This is a genomic window from Corynebacterium sp. LK14 (genome assembly GCF_008042215.1).
GTDB lineage: Bacteria > Actinomycetota > Actinomycetes > Mycobacteriales > Mycobacteriaceae > Corynebacterium > Corynebacterium striatum.
The window spans coordinates 148459-172473 of record NZ_NOVQ01000006.1 but is presented as its reverse complement, the minus strand read 5'-3'; the positions used below and the strand labels follow the sequence as shown (position 1 = coordinate 172473).

Annotated in this window: 18 protein-coding genes; 4 read left to right on the top strand and 14 right to left on the bottom strand. The window is 59.8% G+C overall.

Annotated features, from left to right (window positions below; genetic code table 11):
* Window positions 1-205 precede the first annotated feature (205 nt).
* Both CHU71_RS02090 and pta read right to left on the bottom strand, forming a co-directional pair.
* Window positions 206-1426, bottom strand: coding sequence for an acetate kinase (locus CHU71_RS02090; RefSeq protein ID WP_147760024.1), 1221 nt, complete (start codon window positions 1424-1426; stop codon window positions 206-208).
* A complete protein-coding gene (pta, locus tag CHU71_RS02085; protein WP_147760023.1) occupies window positions 1427-2785 on the bottom strand; it encodes a phosphate acetyltransferase in 1359 nt (452 codons plus the stop codon).
* A 387-nt stretch (window positions 2786-3172) separates the two neighbouring features.
* Here pta and CHU71_RS02080 point away from each other — a divergent pair, with 387 nt between their 5' ends.
* The 3 genes from CHU71_RS02080 to CHU71_RS02070 all read left to right on the top strand — a co-directional run bounded on the left by CHU71_RS02080 (window position 3173) and on the right by CHU71_RS02070 (window position 6680).
* Window positions 3173-5185 carry a glucose PTS transporter subunit IIA gene (locus tag CHU71_RS02080; protein WP_147760022.1) on the top strand — a complete coding sequence of 671 codons (2013 nt, stop codon included), beginning with the start codon at window positions 3173-3175 and terminating at the stop codon, window positions 5183-5185.
* 116 nt (window positions 5186-5301) lie between these two features.
* Window positions 5302-6162 carry a PRD domain-containing protein gene (locus CHU71_RS02075; protein ID WP_147760021.1) on the top strand — a complete coding sequence of 287 codons (861 nt, stop codon included), beginning with the start codon at window positions 5302-5304 and terminating at the stop codon, window positions 6160-6162.
* 47 nt (window positions 6163-6209) lie between these two features.
* Entirely contained in the window at window positions 6210-6680 is a 471-nt protein-coding gene (locus CHU71_RS02070; protein WP_147760020.1) for a GNAT family N-acetyltransferase, read from the top strand.
* Here the strand turns inward: CHU71_RS02070 and purT are convergent.
* The 4 genes from purT to gltS all read right to left on the bottom strand — a co-directional run bounded on the left by purT (window position 6677) and on the right by gltS (window position 12715).
* Complete coding sequence (purT, locus tag CHU71_RS02065) at window positions 6677-8026, bottom strand: formate-dependent phosphoribosylglycinamide formyltransferase (protein WP_147760019.1); 1350 nt, start codon at window positions 8024-8026, stop codon at window positions 6677-6679. The two genes, CHU71_RS02070 and purT, sit on opposite strands and share 4 nt — an antisense overlap.
* Before the next feature lie 397 nt (window positions 8027-8423).
* On the bottom strand, window positions 8424-9515 hold the full coding sequence (locus tag CHU71_RS02060; RefSeq protein ID WP_147760018.1) for a hypothetical protein: 1092 nt from the start codon (window positions 9513-9515) through the stop codon (window positions 8424-8426).
* Window positions 9516-10019: 504 nt separating this feature from the next.
* Window positions 10020-11312 (bottom strand): adenylosuccinate synthase, encoded by a 1293-nt coding sequence (locus tag CHU71_RS02055; protein ID WP_147760017.1) that lies wholly within the window; start codon window positions 11310-11312, stop codon window positions 10020-10022.
* A gap of 182 nt (window positions 11313-11494) precedes the next feature.
* Window positions 11495-12715 (bottom strand): sodium/glutamate symporter, encoded by a 1221-nt coding sequence (gene gltS, locus CHU71_RS02050; RefSeq protein ID WP_255456373.1) that lies wholly within the window; start codon window positions 12713-12715, stop codon window positions 11495-11497.
* A gap of 217 nt (window positions 12716-12932) precedes the next feature.
* Here gltS and CHU71_RS02045 point away from each other — a divergent pair, with 217 nt between their 5' ends.
* Window positions 12933-13832 (top strand): hypothetical protein, encoded by a 900-nt coding sequence (locus CHU71_RS02045; protein ID WP_147760015.1) that lies wholly within the window; start codon window positions 12933-12935, stop codon window positions 13830-13832.
* Window positions 13833-13852: 20 nt separating this feature from the next.
* Here the strand turns inward: CHU71_RS02045 and CHU71_RS02040 are convergent, their stop codons facing one another.
* The 8 genes from CHU71_RS02040 to clpB all read right to left on the bottom strand — a co-directional run bounded on the left by CHU71_RS02040 (window position 13853) and on the right by clpB (window position 23996).
* Window positions 13853-15061 (bottom strand): aromatic acid exporter family protein, encoded by a 1209-nt coding sequence (locus tag CHU71_RS02040; protein WP_147760014.1) that lies wholly within the window; start codon window positions 15059-15061, stop codon window positions 13853-13855.
* Window positions 15062-15396: 335 nt separating this feature from the next.
* A complete protein-coding gene (fbaA, locus tag CHU71_RS02035) occupies window positions 15397-16431 on the bottom strand; it encodes a class II fructose-bisphosphate aldolase (protein WP_147760013.1) in 1035 nt (344 codons plus the stop codon).
* Between the two features lie 174 nt (window positions 16432-16605).
* Window positions 16606-17802, bottom strand: a complete 1197-nt coding sequence (locus CHU71_RS02030; RefSeq protein WP_049063803.1) for a glycoside hydrolase family 76 protein — start codon at window positions 17800-17802, stop codon at window positions 16606-16608.
* A 73-nt stretch (window positions 17803-17875) separates the two neighbouring features.
* Entirely contained in the window at window positions 17876-18565 is a 690-nt protein-coding gene (locus CHU71_RS02025; RefSeq protein WP_187271993.1) for a TrmH family RNA methyltransferase, read from the bottom strand.
* Window positions 18552-19097, bottom strand: coding sequence for an orotate phosphoribosyltransferase (gene pyrE, locus CHU71_RS02020; protein WP_005529758.1), 546 nt, complete (start codon window positions 19095-19097; stop codon window positions 18552-18554). The genes CHU71_RS02025 and pyrE overlap by 14 nt, the downstream gene beginning before the upstream one ends.
* 71 nt (window positions 19098-19168) lie before the next feature.
* Window positions 19169-20356 (bottom strand): hypothetical protein, encoded by a 1188-nt coding sequence (locus CHU71_RS02015; protein WP_147760012.1) that lies wholly within the window; start codon window positions 20354-20356, stop codon window positions 19169-19171.
* A 54-nt stretch (window positions 20357-20410) separates the two neighbouring features.
* Complete coding sequence (locus CHU71_RS02010) at window positions 20411-21259, bottom strand: sulfurtransferase (protein ID WP_046646107.1); 849 nt, start codon at window positions 21257-21259, stop codon at window positions 20411-20413.
* Window positions 21260-21437: 178 nt separating this feature from the next.
* Entirely contained in the window at window positions 21438-23996 is a 2559-nt protein-coding gene (gene clpB / locus CHU71_RS02005; protein ID WP_046646108.1) for an ATP-dependent chaperone ClpB, read from the bottom strand.
* Between the last annotated feature and the right edge of the window lie 19 nt (window positions 23997-24015).

The following is a 24015-nucleotide window of genomic DNA, read 5'->3' as shown; positions in this document are numbered from 1 at the left end:
ATGGCCCGCCCGCAAACACCGCGCCAGCTGCTTTTCATGCCAAGGCAGCGACTGCCCTTCTACTACTCCCCCGAATTGTTCCATAGAGATAGTCCACTAGCCGGGCCAGTATTGGCGCAAGAGGGAATTGGCGCAACAGGCCAAATCTGTGGATAACTCATCGCGATGAGCTATCCACAGACTGGTAAAGCGGGAGTTTTTGGGCTTAGTACAGCCCCGCCTCCCGCGCCATATCGGCAATTTCAGCGGACTTCTGTGCGATAGCCAGCTCCTCGTTGGTCGGAACCACGAAGACCTTGACCGGAGAGTCCGCCTCAGAAATCATGCGCGGCTCCTTCGAGCGGACTAGGTTAGCCTGCTTGTCGAAGTGAATGCCGTACATACCCAGGTTGAACAGCGAATCCTGACGTACCTCAGTGTCATTTTCGCCCACGCCTGCAGTGAAGGTGATGGCGTCCACGCGGCCCAGCGCAATCATGTACGAGCCGATGAAGCGGCGCAGCTGGTGGATATAGATGTTGTACGCCAGCCATGCGTCCTGGTCCTCGGCCTCGATGCGCTCACGCAGCACACGGAAGTCGTTGACGCCGGAAATGCCCTTCACACCAGACTGCTTGTTGAGCAGGTTGTCAATCTCATCGATAGACATGCCCGCCTGGCGGGACAGATGGAAGATGATGCCCGGGTCGATATCGCCGGAACGGGTGCCCATCGCCAAACCAGCCAACGGGGTCAGACCCATCGAGGTGTCAATCGGGCGGCCGTGGCGGATTGCGGCTGCCGAAGCACCGTTACCCAGGTGCAGCGTGATCTGGTTGACGCGCTTCGGGTCCTTATCCAGCAAGCGCGGGACCTGCTGCGACACAAACTCGTGGGAGGTGCCGTGGAAGCCGTAGCGACGGATGTCGTACTTGGAGGCCACGTCGTTGTTGATGGCGTAAAGCGCAGCAGCCGGCGGCATATGGTTGAAGAAAGCCGTGTCGAACACGGCCACGTGCGGGATGTTCGGCAGCATCTTGCGAGCCACGCGAATGCCGTCCAGGTTGGCTGGGTTGTGCAGCGGGGCCAGCGGGATGAGGTCCTCAATCATGGACTCAATCTGGTCCGTGATCAGCTGCGGGTCGGAGAAGAGGCGTCCGCCGTGGACAACGCGGTGTCCCACGGCAACGACCTCCACCTCCATTGGGCCCACGTTGTGCTGGTGCATAATGTCGAATGCCCGCTCCAGGCCGAAGGAGTGGGTAGGAATCTCCAGCTCTTCCTTGTATTCCTCGCCACCAGTCTTGACGGTGACGGCACCCATCGGCTCGCCGACCTGCTCGACCAAGCCGGAGACCAGCGGGGCGTCGGTAGCCGTGCCCTCTGGGTCAACCAGCTGAAACTTAACCGATGAGGAACCTGAGTTGAGAACGAGTACGTATGCCATTTACTTAACTCCAGCCTGGATTGCCGTGATGGCGACAGTGTTGATGATGTCCGGAACGGTAGCGCCGCGGGAAAGGTCGTTGACCGGCTTGTTCAGGCCCTGCAGAATCGGGCCGACAGCCAGCGCGCCGCCGGTACGCTGGGCGGTCTTGTAACCGATGTTGCCCGCCTCGAGATCCGGGAAGATGAAGACGTTTGCCTGGCCAGCAACTTGAGACTCTGGTGCCTTCTTGGCAGCCACGCCTGGGTCGCACGCGGCGTCGAACTGCAGCGGACCATCCACCTTGACGGAGGAATCCAGCGCACGAGCGGCCTCAACAGCAGCCACCGCGCGGTCAACGTCCGGGCCGGAGCCCGAAGTACCGGTGGAGTAAGACAACATGGCCACGCGTGGGTCGATGCCGAACTGCGCTGCGGTCTTTGCGGAAACCACGGCGATTTCACCCAGCTGCTCTGCAGTTGGGTTCGGGTTGACCGCACAGTCACCGAATGCCCACAGGCGTCCGCGCATGACCATCAGGAAGATGGAGGAAACCACGGAAGCGCCCGGCACGGTCTTGATGATCTGGAAGGAAGGCTTGATGGTGTGCGCCGTGGTGTGCGCAGCGCCGGAAACCATTCCATCTGCCAGGCCCTTGTGCACCATCATCGTGGCGAAGTAGGAAACGTCCTGCATAGTCTCGCGCGCCTGCTCCAGGGTGACGCCCTTCTTCTTACGCAGCTCCGCGAAGTCAGCGGCGAATTCCTCCGCCAGCGGGGAGTTCAGGTGATCAATGACGTCTACGCCGGCGAGATCCACGCCGAGGCGCTCCGCCCGCTTGGCGACGTCCGCCTCATCACCGAGGATGGTCAGCTTAGCGACCTTGCCCTCGATGAGTGCGCCGGCCGCTTCAATGATGCGGTCATCGTCGCCCTCTGGGAGCACGATGTGTGCACCGACTGCGCGAGCCTGGTCAAGCAGCTGCTTCTGGAAAAGTTCGGCGCTCATAACCGGGGCAATCTCCCCGACTGATGAGAGCGCACCTGGGACAGAAGCGACGTCGGTAAACGCGCCCAAAACCTCAGCTCCCACGGAGCGTGCATGGGCAAGGGCAAGGTCGGAAGTACGTGCTGGAGCCTTGGTAATCAGAACGAACGGGATACCGAGCGCCGCTGCGGCCTTGGCATCAAAGTCCATTACACCCGTGCCTTGGAGCACCACGTCACCTTCAGGAACAGTGACCAGAATCTGATCCAGGGTGGTGCCCAGATCGTTGAGCTGCGCGAAGGTTGCGCCTAGATCTTGTGCCAGCGAGGGGACATCAAGACCGTCGAAGCCACGGCCGATGACACTCACGAGTGCGGAGTTCTGTGCAGACATTCTCAGTAGCCTTTCTCTTTCAAAGAGTAGACGAATAGTGTGCCGCAAGTCACTAAACGCGGCACACAGTGACGCCTTCACTTTACTGGAGATGTCCGAATAAAGCCGTTTCTAATAGCGATTGTGAAACGTAAAACACACTGCATGAGTCAATCCCACCCACCGCCACCCAAAAATTGTGCGTTCAGACACATACACTTGGAACAGTGAGCCCCCCAGAGTAAGCTCCGAGTTAAGGATTGTTACTTCGGGCAAGACCTAGGACGCTACGAGCGTCGCGTAAGCATACGCGGCATCGCCCCAGCGCCCTGGGTCTTTTGTGGTTTTATGGCACATTCGCTGCCTCAGGAGCTACAAACCCGCCCCAGGATTTCGAAAGGAACTCACATGTCGACGCAAACGCGCTCCGCAGCTGAGGCCATCCTCGATGGCATTGGCGGAGCAGACAACATTGCATCGTTTACTCACTGTGCCACTCGCTTGCGCTTCCAGCTCAATGACTCCTCGAAGGTCAACAAGGAGGCCCTCGAGGCCATCCCTAAGGTGCTGGGCGCAGTCCCCCAGGGCGGCTCGAGCTACCAGGTCGTTATCGGTGGCGACGTTGCCACCGTCTACGACGAGATCAACGCCTTGCCCGCCATGAAGGACGGCGGCGCAAGCGATGCGGACATCAAGGCTGCCGCTCGCGCCAAGGCCAAGGGCAAGGTCCCTTTCATGGACGAGTTCTTTGAGTATCTGTCCGATTCCTTCCGTCCAATTCTGGGTGTCCTGCTGGGTGCCTCGCTCATCATCGCGTTCGCGTCGATCCTCGACGCATTCGGAATCGTCGACTTCCGCGCACCTGACAAGCCGGCCTCGTGGTTCTTCGTCGACGCCATGTGGCGTTCCGTCTTCTACTTCCTGCCTTTGATGGTGGCTTACAACGCTGGCAAGAAGCTGCGCATCGACCCTTGGGTCCCGGCCGCCATCATGGCAGCGCTGCTCACCCCGGAGTTCCTCAACCTCACTGAGAACCCGGCCGTTCAATGCGTTGTCAATGACACCCTGGGCACCGAACAGTGCACCATCCCAATCTTTGGCATGACCATGCAGCTGCCTGATTACGGCGGCAACGTCTTCGTGCCTTTGATGATGGCTTATGTAGCAGCGTTGGTCTACCGCTTCTTCCAGAAGATCATTCCTACTTCCATCCACATGGTCTTCGTTCCTTTCTTCACCATGCTCATCGTTATCCCACTGACGGCCTTCCTCATCGGTCCGTTCGGTGTGTGGGCTGGTAACGGCATTGGCGCTGGCCTGTCCTGGATGAACGACAACGTGCCATTCGTCTTCGCTCTCGCTATCCCGATGCTCTACCCATTCCTGGTTCCGCTGGGTCTGCACTGGCCACTGAACGCCCTGATGCTGGTTAACATCCAGACCTTGGGCTACGACTTCATCCAGGGCCCAATGGGCGCATGGAACTTCGCCTGCTTCGGCGCAACCGCCGCTGTGCTGGCACTGTCCATCCGCGACAAGGACACCGTGATGCGCCAGACCTCTGGTTCCGCTCTCGCCGCCGGTCTGCTGGGTGGCGTCTCCGAGCCTTCCCTGTACGGTATTCACTTGCGCTACAAGAGGATTTACCCGCGCATGCTGGTGGGCTGCTTCGCTGGCGGCCTCACCGTTGCACTGCTGACGCTGGGCTCCAACGGCATCACCACCGACGCCTTCGTCTTTACCTCGCTGCTGACCATCTCCGTCTTCAACCCGATGCTCAAGTACGTCATCGCCATCGCCGTGGCATTCGTGGTTGCTTTCATCGCGGTCTTCATCTCCGGCTACCGCACCCCAGAGGAGCGCGCCGCCCAGAAGGCCGCTGCCGCTGGTGCAAGCGCTGCTGCGCTTGACGACGCCCCAGCCGAGGCCGCCGCCCCCGACACCGCTGCCGAGGCCCCCGCTGAAACCGAGACCGTCATCACTTCCCCCGCTGAGGGCGAAGTTGTTCCGATGGCCGAAATCAATGACCCCGTGTTCTCCGCAGGAACGCTGGGCGACGGCGTGGGTGTCATCCCCGCTTCCGACGAGGTCTACGCCCCGGTATCCGGCGTAATCGTCAGCGCGATGAAGACCGGCCACGCTTATGGCATCAAGACCGAGTCCGGCGTCGAGGTCCTCGTCCACATCGGCATCAACACCGTGAAGATGAAGGGCGAGGGATTCGCCCCAGCCGTCAAGAAGGGCGATACCATCAAGGCCGGCGAGCTCCTGGCCACCGTCGATTTCGGTGCCGTACGCGCCGCAGGCTACGACACCACCATCGTGGTGGCCGTGACCAACACCAAGGCACTGGCCGAGGTAACTCCGGCCGGAATTAAGAAGGCTACGGCTGGCGATACCATCATCACCGCTACCCGCTAGTAACAACCCTGAATTAGGGCTCCGCGCCTCGGCGCGCGTGCCCTATAGGCCCGATAGTCTTAACTACTATCGGGCCTTATCCGTGCCCACCGCCTGAAGAAGGAATTGATTCAGCAATGCAGATCCTGCGCGTCTTTAACAACAACGTCGTCTTGGCGCGCCGTACCGGCAGCAACGCTGGCACTCCCGCAGGCGAGGACACAGAAGACGTCATCGTGACCGGCCGCGGAATCGGCTTTCAGGCAAAGGCTGGCGACGCCGTCGATCCAGCCAAAGTGGTCAAGGTATTCGTACCGGCCTCAGGCCGGGACCCCGATCACTCTGCCGCCATGCTCGCCGCGGTCCCGGGTGAGTTCATCCAGCTAGTGCTGGAAGCCATGGACCGTGCTCACGTGCCGGATACGCTGCGCGGCAAACTCACCCTAGTGGTGGCTCTAGCAGACCACGTGCATTCGGCGGTCAACCGCGGAATAAGCATCGAGTATCCGCTCGAGGCTGAGGTCCGCCATCTCTACGCTGAGGATTTCGCGCTGGCCAGCACTCTGCTCCAGGAGATCAATACAGGGCTGCATTCCCCACTGCCTGAGTCTGAGGCAGTGGCGCTGACCTTGCACCTGGTCAATGCCGGTTTCACGGTGGGCGACCTATCCGGCACCTACCGCATGACAGGACTTATCCAGCAGCTGCTGGACATCATCGGCAGCCACAACGGCGTGGAACTTGAAAGCGAAGATCTTTCTGTTGCCCGCTTTATCACGCACTTGCGTTACTTGTTCGTGCGCATGGCTGAGCACTCGCAGCTGGATTCGCCGGGGTCTCCTGTATCCAACGTCATCAACGACCAATACCCGGATGCCGCACAGTGCGCCCGTACGGTCGCCGGCGTCATCGAGCTGCGCATGAATGAGAGTCTCACCGCGGATGAAATCACGTATCTAGCCCTGCACATTGCGCGCCTAAGCCAAGCGACCAAGTAAGCACCGAGTAGATACCAAGTCGAACTACCACCGCTAAGATCGCGGGCATGACTTACACGCTCACTGCTGCGCCCATTACCCACATGAATCCGCTTGACGTCCACGCGCTCTACAAACTGCGTGTGGACGTCTTCGTGCATGAGCAGCAGTGCCCGTATGCCGAAATCGATGACACCGATGCGCTCGATTCCACGGTGCATATCTTGGCTTTCGACGACGACACCCGCGGTATTGTTGGCACCGCGCGCGTCTTCCCCTCCACGCTAGATGGCGAGGAGGTGGCCCAATTTGGCCGCTTTGCTCTGGATAAACAGGCTCGCGGCACGGGGCTGGGCAAGCAGGTCATGGAAGCAGCGTTGCAGTATGCCGCAGTGGCCCTGAGCGACCAGCCGGTCTACTTGGAGGCACAGGCACCGCTGGTGGATTACTACAGTGCCTACGGCTTTGAGGTGTGCGGCGAGCTTTTCGACGACGAGGGTATCCCCCACCAGCCGATGATCCTGCGCCGCGAGGGCTAATCGTCTGCGGAACGGTTGAGAGCTGGGTCGACCTCGACGACGGGCTCAGCGACCTCGATGAAATCGATGTCGACGGCATCGTTAGCTACTGGGTCCACGGCCTGTGCGTTGGCGACAACCGGCGCGTTCGGGGTCTGGCTGATGCTGATCTTGGCGGCGGCAAGCGCGGCACGATCGCGCGCAGTCTCGACGTCTTCTGCGGTGGTAGCCACCATGCCCATGCGGCGACCAACGTAGGCACCGGGCTTGCCAAAGAGACGGACGTCGGTCTCTTCGAAGGCCATGGCCTCTGCAACGCCGCTATAGGCGACGTCGTCTGTCGCGGCGTCGGCATGCAGCACCACGCTGGCACCTGGTGAGGTTAGGGTGACGTCGATTGGGTAGCCCAGGATGGCGCGGGCGTGCAGCTCGAACTCAGAGAAGCGCTGCGTGTAACCCGTGAGCATAGCGGTATCGGAAGGGCGCGGGGAGACGGAAGAGAAGTACACGTCCTCGTCGGCGACAAAGAGCTCGACGCCGTAGACGCCGCGTCCGCCTAGCTCGTTGGAGATGCGCGCGGCAACGGAGCGTGCGTTCTCAAGTGCGATCTCGCTCATGGCCAGCGGCTGCCAGGATTCGATGAGGTCACCGCGCTCGTGGCGGTGGCCGATGGGCTCGCTAAACCACGTGCACAGCTTGCCGGAGACAGGATCGATGGAGCGCACTGCAAGAAGAGTGACTTCGTAGTCGAAGTCCACGAAGCGCTCAGCGATGACGCGCTTTTCATCGGAGGACACGCGGCGCACGAGGTTCCATGCGTCCTTGAGATCTTCCTCGTCTTTGACCAGCATGTGGCCCTTGCCAGAGGTTGCCACATCCGGCTTTACGATGCACGGCATGCCCAGCTCATGGACGGCTTCGGCAAGCTCCTCCGCGGAGCTGGCAAAGCGGTATGCGGTTACGGGCAGGCCAATGTTTTCGGCCGTTTCACGAATGGTCTGGCGGGACTGGGTCAGTTCGCACGCCCGGGCGCTAGGGACGACGACGGCGGGGGTTTCCGACTCAAGCCGCGACAGCGCCTCGACGGCCACAATCTCGACTTCGGGGACGATATAGTCTGGCCGGATGCGCTGGGCGATTTCGAGCACCTTGGCTTCATCGGTGATGTCCGCGATGTAGCTAAAGTGCGCGAGCTGTTGTGCAGGTGCTCCGGCGTAGCGGTCGACGGCGTGTACCTCAAGGCCCAAGTTCTGGAAGGCAATAACTAGTTGCTTGCCCAGCTCGCCTGCGCCAAGCAACAGCACTTTGGTGGCGTTACCGGTAAGGGGGGTACCTATATAACCTGCGATGTCGCCTGAAATATCCATCCTTGAATTATTGCACATGTTCTTCACAGTCTTATTACTGAAAAGCCAGGATGCAAGATATTTAACGCCGCCGCAGGCCGCAGGCAACAGCGAAGGCCGCGAGATCTCCAAACGCCCGCCTTCTACTTGGAAAGATGTAGAAGACAGGCGTTTCGCTTGGTGGTAAAGCTAGTGGCAACCGGGATTAACCGGCTGCCTTAAGCAGGAGCTTCAGCTGCTCGTAGGGACATTTCTCAGCGAGAGATTACTTGCTGGATCCACCGTTGGAAGAACCGTTAGAGGAAAAGGAGTTCTGCGGGGAGCAAGCATCTGCCAGCAGGCCGATAGCCAGTGCACCAGCGGCAACCAGAGCGACACCGCCAGCAACCTTACCAGCTGACTCGCCGTACTTACTGAACTAAGCGTTGATGCCAGCAAGCTGCTTAGCAATAGCCGGGTTGTAGATGCCCAATTGCTTCAGCAGTTCGATGTTGGCCTTGCCAAGCTGGCTGGAAATCTGCTCGATGAACGGGGACAGACCCGGAACCTTGATCTGGGAAGCCAAGCCACCCGGAATCAGGAACAGCAGCGGCAGGCCTACAGCCAGGCCAGCTAGGATAAAACGACCCAGGTCACCGTTGGAAGAACCGCCGTTGGAAGAATCCCCCTTCTCCTTCACGACGGTCACGGTAACGGCGTCGACGACCTTGCCGTCCTTGGCCTTGACAGTAACGGTGATCGTATCGCCCGGCTTAGCGTCATCACTCGGGGTAACAACGAGTTGGCCCCTCTCGCCGATTTCGGCCTTGCCCGGACCTTTAACCTCAACGGTGGTGCCGTCCTGAACAGCGCCACCGTTGTTAGGAAGCTCTACTTTCTTGCCCGGGGTGGTGGTGGCTTTGTCGTCCCAATCAGGAGCCTTGGTGGTGTCCGGATCGTTAGGCTTGGAGTTCGGATCGTTGGGATTGGTTCCTTTCTCGATCTCAGTCTTGTCGTCAACGCCATCATTGTCGGAGTCACGCTTGGTAGGATTCGTCGGATCCAGCTCTCCATCGCTGTCCCAATCCTTGTTGCCGTTGTTGCCGCTGACCTCGTCACCATCTTTGATGCCGTCCCCATCGGTATCAGCCTTCTTCGGATCGGTGCCCTTAGCCTTCTCGTCACCGTCAATCAAGCCATCGTAATCGGTGTCCGAGTTGTTCGGATCGGTGCCGTCGAGGATTTCCTGGCCGTCGGTCAGGCCATCGCCATCGGTGTCAGGCTCGATTGGGTCAGTCTTGTGAACGTTGACTTCCTGGTCGTCGGTCAGACCGTCGCCGTCGGTATCAAGGTCGTTTGGGCCAGCGGTGGTATCCGGTGCAGTGGTGCCAGTTGTGGTCTGCGCGTAAGCAACCGGCGCAGAAACTGCGTGAATGAATGGGGAGACAAGTGCGACTGAGAGTACAGCAGCGGCAATAGAGGTGCCGCGACGACGCGCTTTAACAGCCGACCGAATGCCCTTCTTGATCATACAAGAAGTCCTTTCTAATAGTCCCTGAGAAATTAACTATGGGTTTCAGGGATGGCATGGTCCATAGAAGAAGCCAGCCATTTAAGGAAAACGGCTGGGAGCCAGCCCAGCGTGGTCCGCCAAGCAAGGTAAGAGTATTGGGCGAGGCCTCACTCTGAACTCGTGAGACAGCTTAAATTAAACCAACTTAAGTGCGCCAGTGATGCTGATGCCATAAACCCCCAATCCTCCCTTAAATTTGGCCATTAAGCACTCCTATACACGCCCCTACCAGGAACATCCTTCTAATTTAGTGTTAGGAAACAATATTGTGATTGCTGCCACGGTGAAAATGCAAATACTCGGCTACTTGGTTAATCTCGGATTTTCCATTTAAGGAATAGTTTATGGAACTTTCGACATAGGAATGTATCTCGTAAACGGTGGTAACTACGCAAAAAGGCAGGACCCCGTTAGGGAACCCTGCCTCAAACTAAGTTAAGTATCTCGAATTGGATATTCGGATTAGTGATCACTCATTACGTCGTGGCGGATGATGGTCTGGTCGCGGCCAGGACCAACGCCAATGTAGGACATGCGGCAACCAGAGAGTTCCTCAAGGCGCAGGACGTAGTCCTGAGCCTTTTGTGGGAGTTCCTCAAAGGTCTTGCAGCCTGTAATGTCCTCATCCCAGGCCGGCATGGTCTCAAAGATTGGCGTGGCGTGGTGGAACTCAGACTGAGTCAGGGGCATCTCGTCGTAGCGCTTGCCATCGACGTCGTAAGCCACACAGATCGGAATCTCCCCAATACCGGTGAGCACGTCCAGCTTGGTCAGGAAGTAGTCCGTGAAACCATTAACACGGGTGGCATAACGAGCCACCACGGAATCGTACCAACCACAGCGACGCTTGCGGCCGGTATTAACGCCGACTTCGCCGCCGGTGGTCTGCAAGTACTCACCCCACTTGTCGAAGAGCTCGGTCGGGAACGGACCGGCACCCACGCGGGTGGTGTAGGCCTTGATGATGCCCAGCGAGGTCTTAATGCGGGTCGGGCCAATACCCGAGCCCACCGAAGCACCGCCGGCAGATGGGTTGGAGGAGGTCACGAACGGGTAAGTTCCGTGGTCAACGTCCAGCATCGTTGCCTGGCCGCCCTCCATGAGGACGTGCTTACCAGCCTCAAGAGCCTTGTTGAGTTCCAGCTCAGCATCAATAACCATGGGAGCCAAACGGTCGCGGTAGCTCAGGAAGTACTCCACGATTTGCTCTGGGTCAATTGCCTTGCGGTTGTACATCTTCACCAGCATCTGGTTCTTGATGTCCAACGCAGACTCAACCTTCTGGCGCAGGATGGACTCATCGAAGATGTCCTGCACGCGGATGCCAATACGGGCGACCTTGTCAGAGTAAGCCGGACCGATGCCGCGGCCCGTGGTGCCAATGGCGCGCTTGCCCAAGAAACGCTCCTGCACGCGGTCCAAAGTCTGGTGGTACGGCGCCACAAGATGAGCGTTCGCGGAGATACGCAGGCGCGAGGCATTCGCGCCGCGTGCCTCAAGGCCGTCGATCTCATCAAAGAGAGCTTCAAGATTAATAACAACGCCGTTGCCCAATACCGGAGTTGCGTTCTCAGAGAGAATGCCGGCGGGAAGGAGCTTGAGCTCATACTTCTCGCCGCCAACTACAACAGTATGGCCAGCGTTGTTGCCGCCATTCGGCTTGACTACGTAGTCAACCTTGCCACCGAGGATATCGGTGGCCTTACCTTTACCTTCGTCGCCCCACTGAGCGCCAACGATGACGATTGCTGCCATTTCTGGGAGTCACTTCCTAATGATTGAAGCCAAATACGCAACTACTTTACCCCTAGACCATGGGTAGCGGTGGCTAATGTGACATGCTTGTGCCAAATCCCGACAATTCTTCAGCGAGTACGCCTCCTGCCAGCTTGAATACGCTGGGCTAAATTGACGGGGAGATGGCCTAATGGATTGGCTTATGCCAAGTTGAGGAACACCAGGATGTTCACGATGTTGGCAAAGTCAATAAACATGCCGCCGATAATCGGCAGAATGAAGAACGCCAGTTTGGACTCCTTGAACTTGGTGACCACCGAGTCCATGTTGGCCATACCGTTCGGGGTTGCACCCATGCCGAAACCACAGTGACCAGCGGTGAGCACGGCGGCATCGTAATCGCGGCCCATGACGCGGAAGGTGACAAAGTTGGCGAAGAGCCACATGAGGATGGTCTGCGCGAGCAGCAGAATAAGCATCGGGATAGCCAGCTCAGCCAGCTCCCACAGCTTGATGTTCATGAGAGCCATAGCCAAGAAGAAGTTCAGGCCAATGACACCGATGATCTCCACCTCTTGGGTCGGAACCAATTCCTTGTACATCTTCTGTTCACGGCTGTCATTGATATAACGCAGGATGATGGCCACGATCATGGAGCCGAAGTAGAGCGGGAACGCAGCCTTGTCGGTGAGCAGACCCACGAGGTAGTTCATTGCGTCGGTCAGGAAGCTGCCCAGCAGCATCGCCACGAGGATCATCACAAAGGCGTGCAGCACGGCGTCGCCACGCAGTTTGCGAGATACGTGCTGCAGGATGGACTCGTCAATGTCAACCTCAGCGGATTCCTTGTCCATCAACTTGTTCTTCAGGATCAAGCGGTTCGCCAACGGTCCACCCATGAGCGAGCCAATAACCAGGCCGAACGTCGCTGCAGTGTAGGCCACGGTCTCAGCACCAGCCACGCCGCCCTCTTCCACGAGAGGAGCAATACCGCCGGAAACTCCGTGGCCACCAGTCATCGAAACGGAGCCCGTCATGAGCGCGAGCTGCGCGTCAACGCCCACGAGGGGCGCCAGTCCCACTGCCACGACGTTCTGCAGAATCGTCAGAACCGTAGCCACAACCAGGAAGAGCATGACCTTTGGCCCAGCAGCGCGCAGCACCTTCAGCGATGCGCCGTAGCCCACCGTGGTGAAGAAGATGACCATGAAGAAGCTTTGCAGCGTGGTATCAAAGGTGATGTCCAAAATGCCGGTCTGGTGTAGGACCAGGTTGATGATGGCAAAAAGGAACCCGCCGATAACAGGGGCGGGGATGGCAAAACGTTCAAAGAAGTAGATGCGCTGCTTAAGCCAGAGACCCAGCATAAGCAACACAACAGCGATGCCGATGGACTGGATCATGGTGAATTCAATAGCCACGATGGAGCCTCCGCGAAATTGTTTGGAAAATAGCTTTTGCGCCCAAGCATGTGCCTGGACACCAAATAGAAAGTTATGCGGAATAAGAATATAGCCATATGTGACCCTGTACACCCCAATCGGCCGTTATTCATGGGGGTACTACGCGTTGTAGGGTGAAGGGGTTACGGCCCGCGCACTGCCGGGCAACGTCCCTGGAAAGGCAAGGTTTCACACGGTGGCTCTCATTGTTATTCGATGCGGCAGCGACGTCTCCTTAGAACTGCCCCCTGAGGCCACACTTCTCGACGTCAGCGCGGTTCCCACCCGTAAAGAGCTACGCGCGCTTGACGACGCCGCTGCCATCGCACTCCCCCACGATCCCACGCCTACGCTCGACGAGATCGCGGCCCAGCCAGACGTGCGCCACCTCGGCACCCCCGAGCTCGCGCCGCAAGCACCGCACCTTAAGGATCCGCTACGCGTCGTCGTGGTGGGGACCGACGCCGCTTTATCCGTCGTGCTTACTCGCATGATGCGTAGCGACTACCTGTGGGCCGAGCTGGGTTTCGTGCCCGTGCAGGAGTCGACGGTTGCCCGCAACTGGGGCCTGCCCACCGATTTCGAGTCTGCATTGAGCGTCGCGCTGAGCGCGCCAGTGCGCCCGGTACCACTCATCCGTAACGACGCCGGCCTAGCCATCGCCGGTTCCGCTTCCATCTCGGAGTGGAGCAACGGGGAGATCACGGGGGAGATCATCGTCGATGACCACGTGGTGGTTCGCCACGAAGCCACCAACACCACTGGGATCGGAACGTACGGTGCGCGCTTGGTCCCCATGGTCGATGCACCGGGAATTCTCGCGGCAAAAGCCGTCTCCCCCGTTGCCGCGTCGGCGTCGTTCGGCCTTGCTGCGGACACGGCTAAGCCATCCGGTTTCGGCGCCTGGCTGCGTTCGAAGTTCTCCTCACCGGCCGCACCAGGACAGCTTGATGAAGATACCGTATGCACCGGCCGCGCAGTTCAGGCGGGTGGCCCTGAGCTGCGCGTCGTGGTCGATGGCGTCAGCGCCAAGCGCCCGGTCAACCGTGTAACGTTCTACCGTCACCTGCGCGATCTGCAGGTGGTTCGTCCGTAGCAGCGGACCCTTTCTCGTCTCTATTCGCCGTCCCACACTTCCGGTGGATACGCCGGATGGTCGGAGGTCGGCGCCAGTTGCGCCACCGCAGATTCACGCGACATGCCGCACACCATGAGCAGATCCACGATGATAGAGCGCGTTTGCGCCAGCAGTGAATAGGCAGAAAGCACCCCGTCCTTGCCGATCACTTCCATGGTCGATCGCGCGCCAAGAATGCGCAGCTTCCGCACTATCTCTGGAATCACCACAGCCTCGTTGGCACGGCTCTCATTGGAGGATTCATGGGCATACAGCTCGGAGAGTTCCATCGTGACGTCGGAAAGCTCGTCGATTAGCTCGATCTGTTCGTCGGTCACGTGGTCCCCGTCCTCGGCAAGGACCAACGCACGGCGGGACAGCACGCGCACACCGCGCACCGCGTTGTCCACTGGGGTAAGAATGCGTTCAAGCGACTTCACGTTACGCTGCCGGCTCCATAGAAACGGCGAGACCTTAACGGTTTCGGCCCCGCCTTTGGCGGCATTCAGCATGCTGTTGATGTCCCCCTGGGTGCCACGTACCGCATCACGAGCTTCCAAAATCGTCCGGGGGTCGTTGGCGCGCAAGCCTTCTGCGACGTCGGAAAGCACTGATGAGGCCACTCCCAACACCTTGGAGATTTCCTTGCGTACCGCACGCAATGGGGATGTAGGAATGAGTGCAACCATGCTGATACCGATGACCGCACCGATGATGGCGTCGATCGCGCGGGAGAGACCACCCATTTCTTCAGGCGGCATGATGGTGGCAATCAGAATGGCGCCGATGGCGATCTGGTTACTGACCAGCTGCGAACTCGTGACAAAGGAGGCAATCAGCAGCGAGCAACCGATGATGATGGTCATGTGGACGGGGCCGGTACCCACGCCGTCGACGAGCAGAGTGCCCACGATGACGCCAACAATGCCGCCGATAGACAGGTCCACTGCACGTTTGAGACGGTCACTGCCGGAAAGACCGAGGATGATGATGACCGACATCGGTGCGAAGAACGGCTGTGAGTGGCCAAAGACCACGTGGGCGACGAAGAATGCCAAGCCCGCTCCCAGCGTTGACTGCAGGATAAACATGAAGCGCGACTTCACGCGTGCGAACCGCGACTTCACCGAGCGGTCGACGCTGCGCAGCTGTTCGCGAGTGCTAAGTTTCACCCGCCGAGTTGTGCTTGTGTTTTTGTCATCCGCCATAGTTTCCCTATCTTAGTTCGCCCGTGTGGATTGCTTGGCTCTGGTTGGGGTCGGCCTGGGTCGTGGCTGGGTTCGCTCTAGATGGTGAGCTGATCTCACCATTTGCGGTTCCCATTTGCCCCATTGGCTTACACTAGTCCCTTTTGTTGCACGGTGACCTCACCATTTGGGTTTTGATACCGGTCTTGATTCGGGCGAGGATTTTGACCAGGGACTTTGCCAGGAACTTTGCCGGGGCATTCTTTGACGCTAAACGCAGCAAAGCCGCTCCTCCCTCCCTGCGGCTGCGGGGTGTGGAGGAACGGCTCTGTGTGGTGTGGGTTTGGTGGTCAGCCTTACTTGGAAACGGTCTTGCCCACGGAGTGCAGGTCGGTGCAGGCCTCGACAACACGGTCAGCCATGGACTGCTCAGCCTTCTTCATGTAGGAGCGTGGGTCATAAACCTTCTTGTTGCCGACCTCGCCGTCGATCTTGAAGACTCCGTCGTAGTTCTCGAACATGTGGCGAGCAACTGGGTTGGTGAACGCGTACTGGGTGTCAGTGTCAACGTTCATCTTCACAACGCCGTAGGACAGAGCCTGCTCAATCTTCTCCTTCTCAGAGCCAGAGCCACCGTGGAAGACGAAGTCGAACGGCTGAGCGTTCTCATCCAGGCCAAGCTTCTTGATGGCAGCCTTCTGGCCCTCATCAAGAACCTCTGGGCGCAGCTTCACGTTGCCTGGCTTGTAGACGCCATGAACGTTGCCGAAGGTAGCAGCCAGCAGGTAGCGACCTTTCTCACCGGTGCCCAGTGCGTCGACGGTCTTCTCAAAGTCCTCGGTGGAGGTGTAGAGGTTTGCGCCAGCCTTAGCCTGAACGCCGTCCTCTTCGCCGCCGACGACGCCAATCTCAACCTCAAGGATGATGTTTGCGTTGTGTGCCTTCTCCAACAGCTCCTGTGCGATGACGAGGTTCTCGTCGATTGGAATAGCGGAGCCGTCCCACATGTGGGACTGGAAGAGAGGCAGCTCGCCGCGGTCAACGCGCTCCTGGGAGATGGCGATGAGCGGGCGGACGTACTCGTCCAGAACTTCCTTCTGGCAGTGGTCCGTGTGCAGTGCAACGTTGATGCCATAGTGCTTTGCTGCCTCGTAAGCGAAAGCAGCCAGAGCTTGAGCGCCTGCAACCTTGTTCTTCACGGACAGACCGGAGCCGAACTCAGCGCCGCCGGTGGAGAACTGGATGATGCCGTCGGACTCTGCCTCGGCAAAGCCACGGAGTGCGGCGTTGATGGTCTCGGAGGAGGTGCAGTTGATAGCCGGGAATGCGAAGCCGCCCTTCTTGGCGGTGTCCAGCATCTGGTCATAGACCTCAGGAGTTGCGATTGGCATGAAGTTCCATCCTTTGTGTGTTTCGGAGAATCACGTTCCAGTTCCCAAGTATGCCTGTTTTTGTCCGTTTTCGCCGCGACAAATTTTGTGAGGTTAGTTAACGCAGGCTAGCGCGTTCCAAGCCTCATGCAATAAGCAGGCAAAACCACAAAATAGTACGCTTGTAATGCGTTTTTATCCTTCTTCAGATTGGTACTTTGTGACCCTCGCGCAGGCCTCCAAGAGCATCCAACCGGACAATTGGACCGACAAATCGCGCTCAGCGACGCGGATGATTCCGACCTTTTCGCCGAGGGTATTAGGCCCGAATCCATAGTTGTGCGGCAGGCGGGCATCGGCAGTCCAGTCGGATCCGAAGATCGGCAGACCATCAACTTCCAAGCGATGCTCCCACACCGACTCCGCAGAAGCCACCACCATGCGCGCCGCCAGCTTCTTGGTTGCCCGGTTGGCCGGGGAATCGCCGGGCAAGCGCACCGCGACGTCGGCAAGGTAGCGCACGAGGATGCCCTTGAACAGGCCACCATCACCATCGCCCGTCTTCCAGTTGATGACTCCGGAAGGAGTCGCCATGCCCGTCGCCACCGCTTGGACCAAGCCACGAATGCTGGTGATGTAGTGCATCATGTCCGCAGCCAGCTCGGCCTCTTGCACGGTATCGATGCGCTCGAGGGAGGTCAGACCAGCCTTTTCCCGCAGTGCAAGCGCGATCTCCAAGCACGCGCCCAGCACGACGCCCTGGCAGTACGGGTGGATTGCCTTCACAATCTCTGGACCATCCATGCGCATGCGGATGCCGTCCATGATGAATCCGTCATCATCAACGAGGTGATCATAAATCCAGTCCACGATGTGGCGGGCCTCGTTGATGCGGCCCATGCGAGCCAACATGATTGCGCCCGGGCCATTCGACGGCACGTTGAGGAAGGTCTCCCCTTCGCGCCACGGCAGCACACCAATGGTTGGGTCAACGCCTTCGCGAATATTGCGCTGCAAGCTGCCAAGGCGCTTGTGTACCTTGACCTTCTTGAGGTTTTCCGCCCTCCCCATGGCGAGTGCGAGCCAAGCCTTGTCATCGTAGTAGCGATTTTTGGTCAGCTGAGAAAGGTTACGCAGGCGGATACCGCGCATGGTGTCCGCGATGCGGGCTCGACGTACCTTGGTGTTGTTACGCAGCGCGGCATCGACTAGGCAATCGAGATAGTGAGCTTGCCACCAATAGTGCCAGTGCACGAAGAGCTTTTCCTTGCTCGTCGGCGGCCAGCTAACAACCGCGAGATTGGTACGCGGGATTGACCATACGGCTTGCGCATGGCGATCATTGATGGCAGTTTCCGCGAGGTCAGCGCGGTGAGCCCATGTCTCTTCCACAGTTGGTTAATCACTCCCGATTATGTTCTTGTTACTTCATCCTATCCATTCCAGGCAGTGATTTACCACGCTTTTACCAAGCTTGCTCGAGGTCAGCATGCTGACGGATCCAGGCATGCATCGCAATGCCCGCTGCAACGCCCGCATTAATCGAGCGCGTCGAACCAAATTGGGCGATGGAACACGTCATCATCGCAGCGTCCTGGGCCTCCGGGGTGACACCAGGGCCTTCCTGGCCAAACAGTAACAAGCAGCGCTCGGGAAGCTCCGCAGCCTCAAGGGGAACGCAGCCGGGAGTGTTGTCGATCGCTACAACAGTAAGCCCCTTATCACTCGCCCATTCCAGAAGCTCAGCGACGGTGGCATGGTGCATCAGGTGTTGGTAGCGGTCAGTCACCATGGCGCCGCGGCGATTCCACCGGCGACGCCCCACGATGTGAACGGTATCCACGGCAAAGGCGTTGGCGGTACGGACCACGGTGCCGATGTTCGAGTCATTCTCAAAGTTCTCGATGGCGATGTGGAGCGCATGCCTGCGCTTATCGATGTCCGCGGTAATAGCTTCCCTGCTCCAGTAGCGGTAGGCGTCCACCACGTTGCGGTGATCGCCGTCGCGAAGCAGCTCGGGATCGTACTGCGGGCCTTCCGGCAGCGGGCCTTCCCATGGGCCGACTCCGTGCCGTCCTTCGTTCCATTCGGTAGGGCCCTTAGCAGAAGTCTCCTCCTGCAAGCGCTCGCGGGGTTCTTCCTTAGGCGAGGTCAAGATCTTCCAAGCTCAGCAGGTAGCGGTACTCCAAGCCCTCTTCAGCGATGACCTTGTCAGCACCTGTAGCGCGGTCCACGACGGTAGCCACGCCGACGACCTCCGCGCCAGCCTCGCGCAGTGCTGCCACCGCGGTCAGCGGGGAGTTGCCCGTGGTGGTGGTGTCTTCGACAACGAGCACCTTCTGGCTTGCAACGTCGAAGCCCTCGATGCGGCGCTGCATGCCGTGCTTCTTGGCTTCCTTGCGCACGACGAAGGCATCGATGTCGCGACCATCAGCGTGCATCACGGAGGTAGCAACCGGGTCTGCGCCTAGGGTCAGACCACCGACGGCAACGTAATCCCAGTCGGCGGTGAGCTCACGCAGCAGCGAGCCGATGAGGCGGGAAGCCTCATGCTGCAGGGTCGCGCGGCGCAGGTCGACGTAGTAGTCGGCTTCCTTACCGGAGGACAAGGTGACCTTGCCGTGAACAACGGCGAGCTCCTTGACCAGCTCTGCCAGACGGGCCTTCTTCTGTGAATCCAAGCTCATGGCGCTCCTTCGCGTTAATGCTGAGTGCTTTAGATTGTTTGCGGGGTTTTAAGGTTTAGACGATTTAAAGACTACTCGTTCGAGTCTTCGTCACCGAAGATGGTCGAGCGGCGGTTGAGGTTGCGGCGCATACGGGCCTGCGCTTTATCGGGCAGCGGGCGCTCGCGACCATCAGCAATGGCGTCGACTTCATCAGCGCCAAGTGCGCTGTGGTCAACTACGCCGCGGACTTCGCTGCGCGTGCGGCTGGGCAGCTCCACAGGCTCCTCAGGCCGCTGGATGTGCGGGCGCTGGATCTCCTCGTGGTCTGGGACCAGGGTGGGGCCGGTCGGCTCTGCCTGCGGAGGGGCGGGGATCTCACGGCTAGGGTCGAGCTCCTCGACGCGGAGGACTTGCGCCGCGGAAGAACGCGGCGGGAGGACACGCGCGACGTCGGCAAGCTTGGCCATGGGGGCGAGCATGGCGTCCCACTCCGCGGCACGTGCGTGTTTGGTGGTCTGCGCGAGTACCCACTCGGACTCCATCCACACAGCGGTGACTTCGGCGGGCAGGAGGTGGAGCGCCACTTCGAGGCGCTCATCGATGAGCCGCTTGCCGACGCCCACGTCGGTGGCGAAGACTTCAAAGCCTTCGATTACATCGACCATGAATAGGTCTTCCGAGGCTGACTCCTCCTCAATCCCAACGCGGCGGAAATCCACCACGATGTCGGAGGTAGCGCCAGTGCGCATGGCCATGACACTGATGCCGCCCAGGTCCATCATCAGCATCTCGTGGCCGTGCACGAAGCCTGCGACGATGTCCTTCGGCGCCGCGCCCAAAGCGGCGGCTCCGCGCATCCATTCATCGGCAAGGTAATCGTCCTGCTTGGTGTACTCAAAACCATGCTCTTCGCCCCACGCCCTGCGGCCGCGGCGCATGGAGCCCGGCACGAAGCTGCGAGCTCGTGTGGCATGGGAGCGGCCACCGCCCGACTCTGGCGTGGGTTCTGGTGCCGATTCGGCAACCGGCTCGGCGGCCAGTTCTGGCTCGATATTGGCGGCAGGGGCTGGTTCAGGTTCTGGATGCGGAGCCGCCACCGGGGCTGGAGTTGCGGTCTGGTGGTTTTCCGGCGCTTCCGGTTCGGCAGTCTCGATGGCAGGGATATTAGGGGTAGGTACGCCGCCAAGCTGAGCGGAACGTTGACGCTTTTCTATAAGCAGGATGGCAACGCCCGCGACGCCGCAGGCAAGAGCGAGGAGAATGATTAGATAAGGCATCACCCCAAGACTTTAGTAGGAAGTCTTGGGGTGCGTGAGCTGGCGCGCTGGCTTTTAGACGTGGGTGCGGTCGCCGCGCTCGATTGGGTTGTCCGGATTAGCTGACCACTGGGACCAACCGCCGACGAAGTGGCGCAGGCCAGTGAAACCGAGGTTCTCCAGGATGCCGATTGTCAGTGCGGAGTGGTTGCCGGAGCCCGAGTAGATGATTGCGTCCTGGACGTTGTCCTGCGTGATTCCGGCAGCATCGAGGATGTCGAGGATTTCCTCGTCGCTCTTGATGGTCCGATCCGGGTTGTGGAACAAGCGCTCAGGGAGGTTCACAGCGCCTGGGATGTGGCCAGCCTTGAGGTCAAGGTGCTCGCGGCGGCCAGCGAAGCGGTTAGCTGTGCGGGAGTCGATGAGAAGGCCGTCGTGTGCCTTGACATCCTCGATAGTCGCGGTAGGCATCGAGCCTGGGACGATCTCAACTTCGGTGGCTAGGCCCAGGTTGCCCGGGCCGGTCAATGTATTAAAGCCCTGGCGACGCCAGTTGGCTAGGCCACCGTCGAGCATGCGAACGTTCTTAAAGCCTGCCCAGCGCAGGGTCCACCATGCGCGGGCAGAGAAGAGACCACGGCCCTCGTCGTAGACCACGATCTGCCAATCAGGGCGCAGGCCCCATTCCTCGCAGCTTTCCTGAAGACGCTCCGGGTTAACAAGCGGGTTACGACCCACCTTGGAACCTGGAAGGCCAACGAAGGAGTGTGCGGCTTCGGCAAACTGAGCCGTAGGAATGTGGAGGGACGTGAACTGGTTGTAGGCCTCCCCTTCACCGGGAGCCCATAGGGATGCCAGAACTGCGACGCGGTCGCCGCGATAGATGGATTGTTGGAGTTCGCTCGGAGAAACCAAATTGCTCATGTCCCTGATTCTAAGGGCACGCGGAGTTTCCTGCCGAGGGGCCGCCCATGCGGGAACTCTCAACCACGCGAGATTTCCTCGTCACGGGGAAGGCTCCTTATATGGAGTCTTCCCCGCTGCAGCGGCTTCCAGTGCCTGGTTTAGCTACTACTTAGGCGCGTTGTGCGCGCGACTTCGTTTAGCCGAGTGCCTTGAGCTCGAGGCTCTCGCCGCCTTCAGCGACATCGACGTGGACGGTGTCGCCGTCGAGGACGTCGCCAGCCAGCAACTGGCGAGCCAGCTGGTCGCCGATGGCCTGCTGTACTAGGCGGCGCAGCGGGCGGGCACCATAAGCCGGGTCATAGCCGCGCTCCGCGAGCCACAGCTTGGCGGCGTCGGAAACCTGCAGGTTGAGGCGACGGCCTTGCAACCTCGATGCCAGAGCATCGAGCTGGATGTCGACGATGCCGGCCAGCAGCTCGGAGGACAGGGACTCGAACATCACGACATCATCGAGACGGTTAATGAACTCCGGCTTGAAGTTGCGCTTGACGGCCTCCATGACCTCCTCCTTGGTGCCACCAGCACCGAGGTTCGAGGTCAGGATGATGACCGTATTGCGGAAGTCCACGGTGCGGCCCTGGCCGTCGGTCAGGCGGCCCTCATCGAGGACCTGCAGAAGAACGTCGAAGACGTCTTGGTGCGCCTTTTCCACTTCGTCGAAAAGCACGAGCGTGTACGGGCGGCGACGCACGGCCTCCGTGAGCTGGCCGCCGGCATCGTAGCCAACGTATCCCGGAGGGGCACCGACAAGACGCGCAACGGAGTGCTTCTCGCCGTACTCAGACATATCGATGCGGACCATGGCGGATTCATCGTCGAAGAGGAAGTCAGCCAGAGCCTTGGCCAGCTCTGTCTTACCAACGCCCGTCGGGCCCAAGAAGAGGAAGGAACCGGTCGGGCGGTTCGGGTCAGCAACGCCCGCGCGAGCGCGGCGCACGGCATCGGAGACGGCCTTGACCGCTTCTTTCTGACCCACCACGCGGCGGCCCAGCTCGGCCTCCATGTTGAGCAGCTTCTGGGTCTCGCCCTGCAGCATCTTGCCAGCCGGGATGCCGGTCCATGCGGAGACGACCTCAGCGATGGTGTCCGGGGTGACTTCCTCGGTCAGCATGGTGTTGGCCTGTGCGTTGGCGCGAATCTCAGCGTCGGCAACCTGCTTCTCCAGCTCCGGAATGCGGCCGTAACGCAGCTCGGAAGTCAACTCGTAGTCACCGTCGCGCTCTGCGATCTCAGCTTGGCGCTTCAGGTCCTCGAGCTCTTCCTTCGCTTGCTGGACCTCATCGATAGCCTTCTTCTCGTTGACCCAGCGAGCCTTGAGCTCACCGAGCTTCTCGCGCTCGTCAGCCAGCTCCTGTTGCAGCTTGGAAAGTCGATCCTGGGAGGCAGCATCGGTCTCCTTCTTGAGCGCCAGCTCCTCGATTTCCATACGGCGGACCACGCGCTCGAGTTCGTCGATCTCCTGCGGGGAGGAGTCAATTTCCATGCGCAGGCGGGACCCAGCCTCGTCCACGAGGTCAATTGCCTTATCTGGCAGGAAACGGTTGGTGATGTAGCGGTTCGACAGCTCGGCCGCAGCAACCAGCGCGGAGTCCATGATGCGCACACCGTGGTGCACCTCGTAGCGCTCCTTCAGGCCACGCAAGATACCAACGGTGTCCTCGACGGAAGGCTCAGCGGCATAAACCTGCTGGAAGCGGCGCTCAAGCGCAGCATCCTTCTCGATGTACTTGCGGTACTCGTCGAGGGTGGTTGCGCCCACGAGGCGCAGCTCGCCACGAGCCAGCATCGGCTTAATCATGTTGCCGGCATCCATCGAGCCTTCACCCGTGGCGCCTGCGCCGACGATAGTGTGCAACTCGTCGATGAAGGTGATGATCTGGCCGTCGGAAGCCTTAATCTCATCGAGGACAGCCTTGAGGCGCTCCTCGAATTCACCGCGGTACTTCGCACCGGCGACCATCGAGCCCAAATCCAGGCTCAGCAAGGTCTTGCCCTTGAGGGACTCAGGTACGTCACCAGCCACAATGCGACGGGCCAGGCCTTCAACGATGGCGGTCTTACCAACACCGGGCTCACCGATGAGGACCGGGTTGTTCTTGGTGCGGCGGCTCAAGACCTGAACCACGCGGCGGATTTCCTGGTCACGGCCGATGACCGGGTCGATCTTGCCTTCACGCGCACGAGCGGTCAGGTCGGTGGCGTACTTCTCAAGTGCCTGGAACTGTTCTTCGGGATTTTCAGAGGTCACCTTGGCCGCACCGCGCACGGAGGGGAAAGCGCCCTTGAGGGCGTCGAAAGTGGCTCCGCGTGAGGTAAGCAGCTCAGCAGCATCCGTCTTGGACCCTGCGATAGCTGCCAGCAGCACCTCGGTGGAGACGTACTCATCACCGAGCTCGCCGGCGAGCTCCTGCGCGCGGGTCAGGACGTTGAGCCCGTCGCGGTTAAAGTTGGGATTCGCCATCCCGGAACCCTCAGCCTTGGGGTAGGAATCAACAAGGCCGCGCGCTTCCTTGAGCACGGTCTCCGGATCCACGCCAGTGGCCTTCAGGACCGGGGCCGCAATGCCCTCTTCTTGGCTAAGGATTGCAGCGAGCAGGTGGGCCGGGCGGATGTCCGGGTTGCCATTGGACGAGGCAGTCTGCAGCGCTTGCTGCAGGGCCTCTTGGGTTTTGGTGGTGGGGTTGAAAGCACTCATGGCTTCCTCCTTGGAAGTT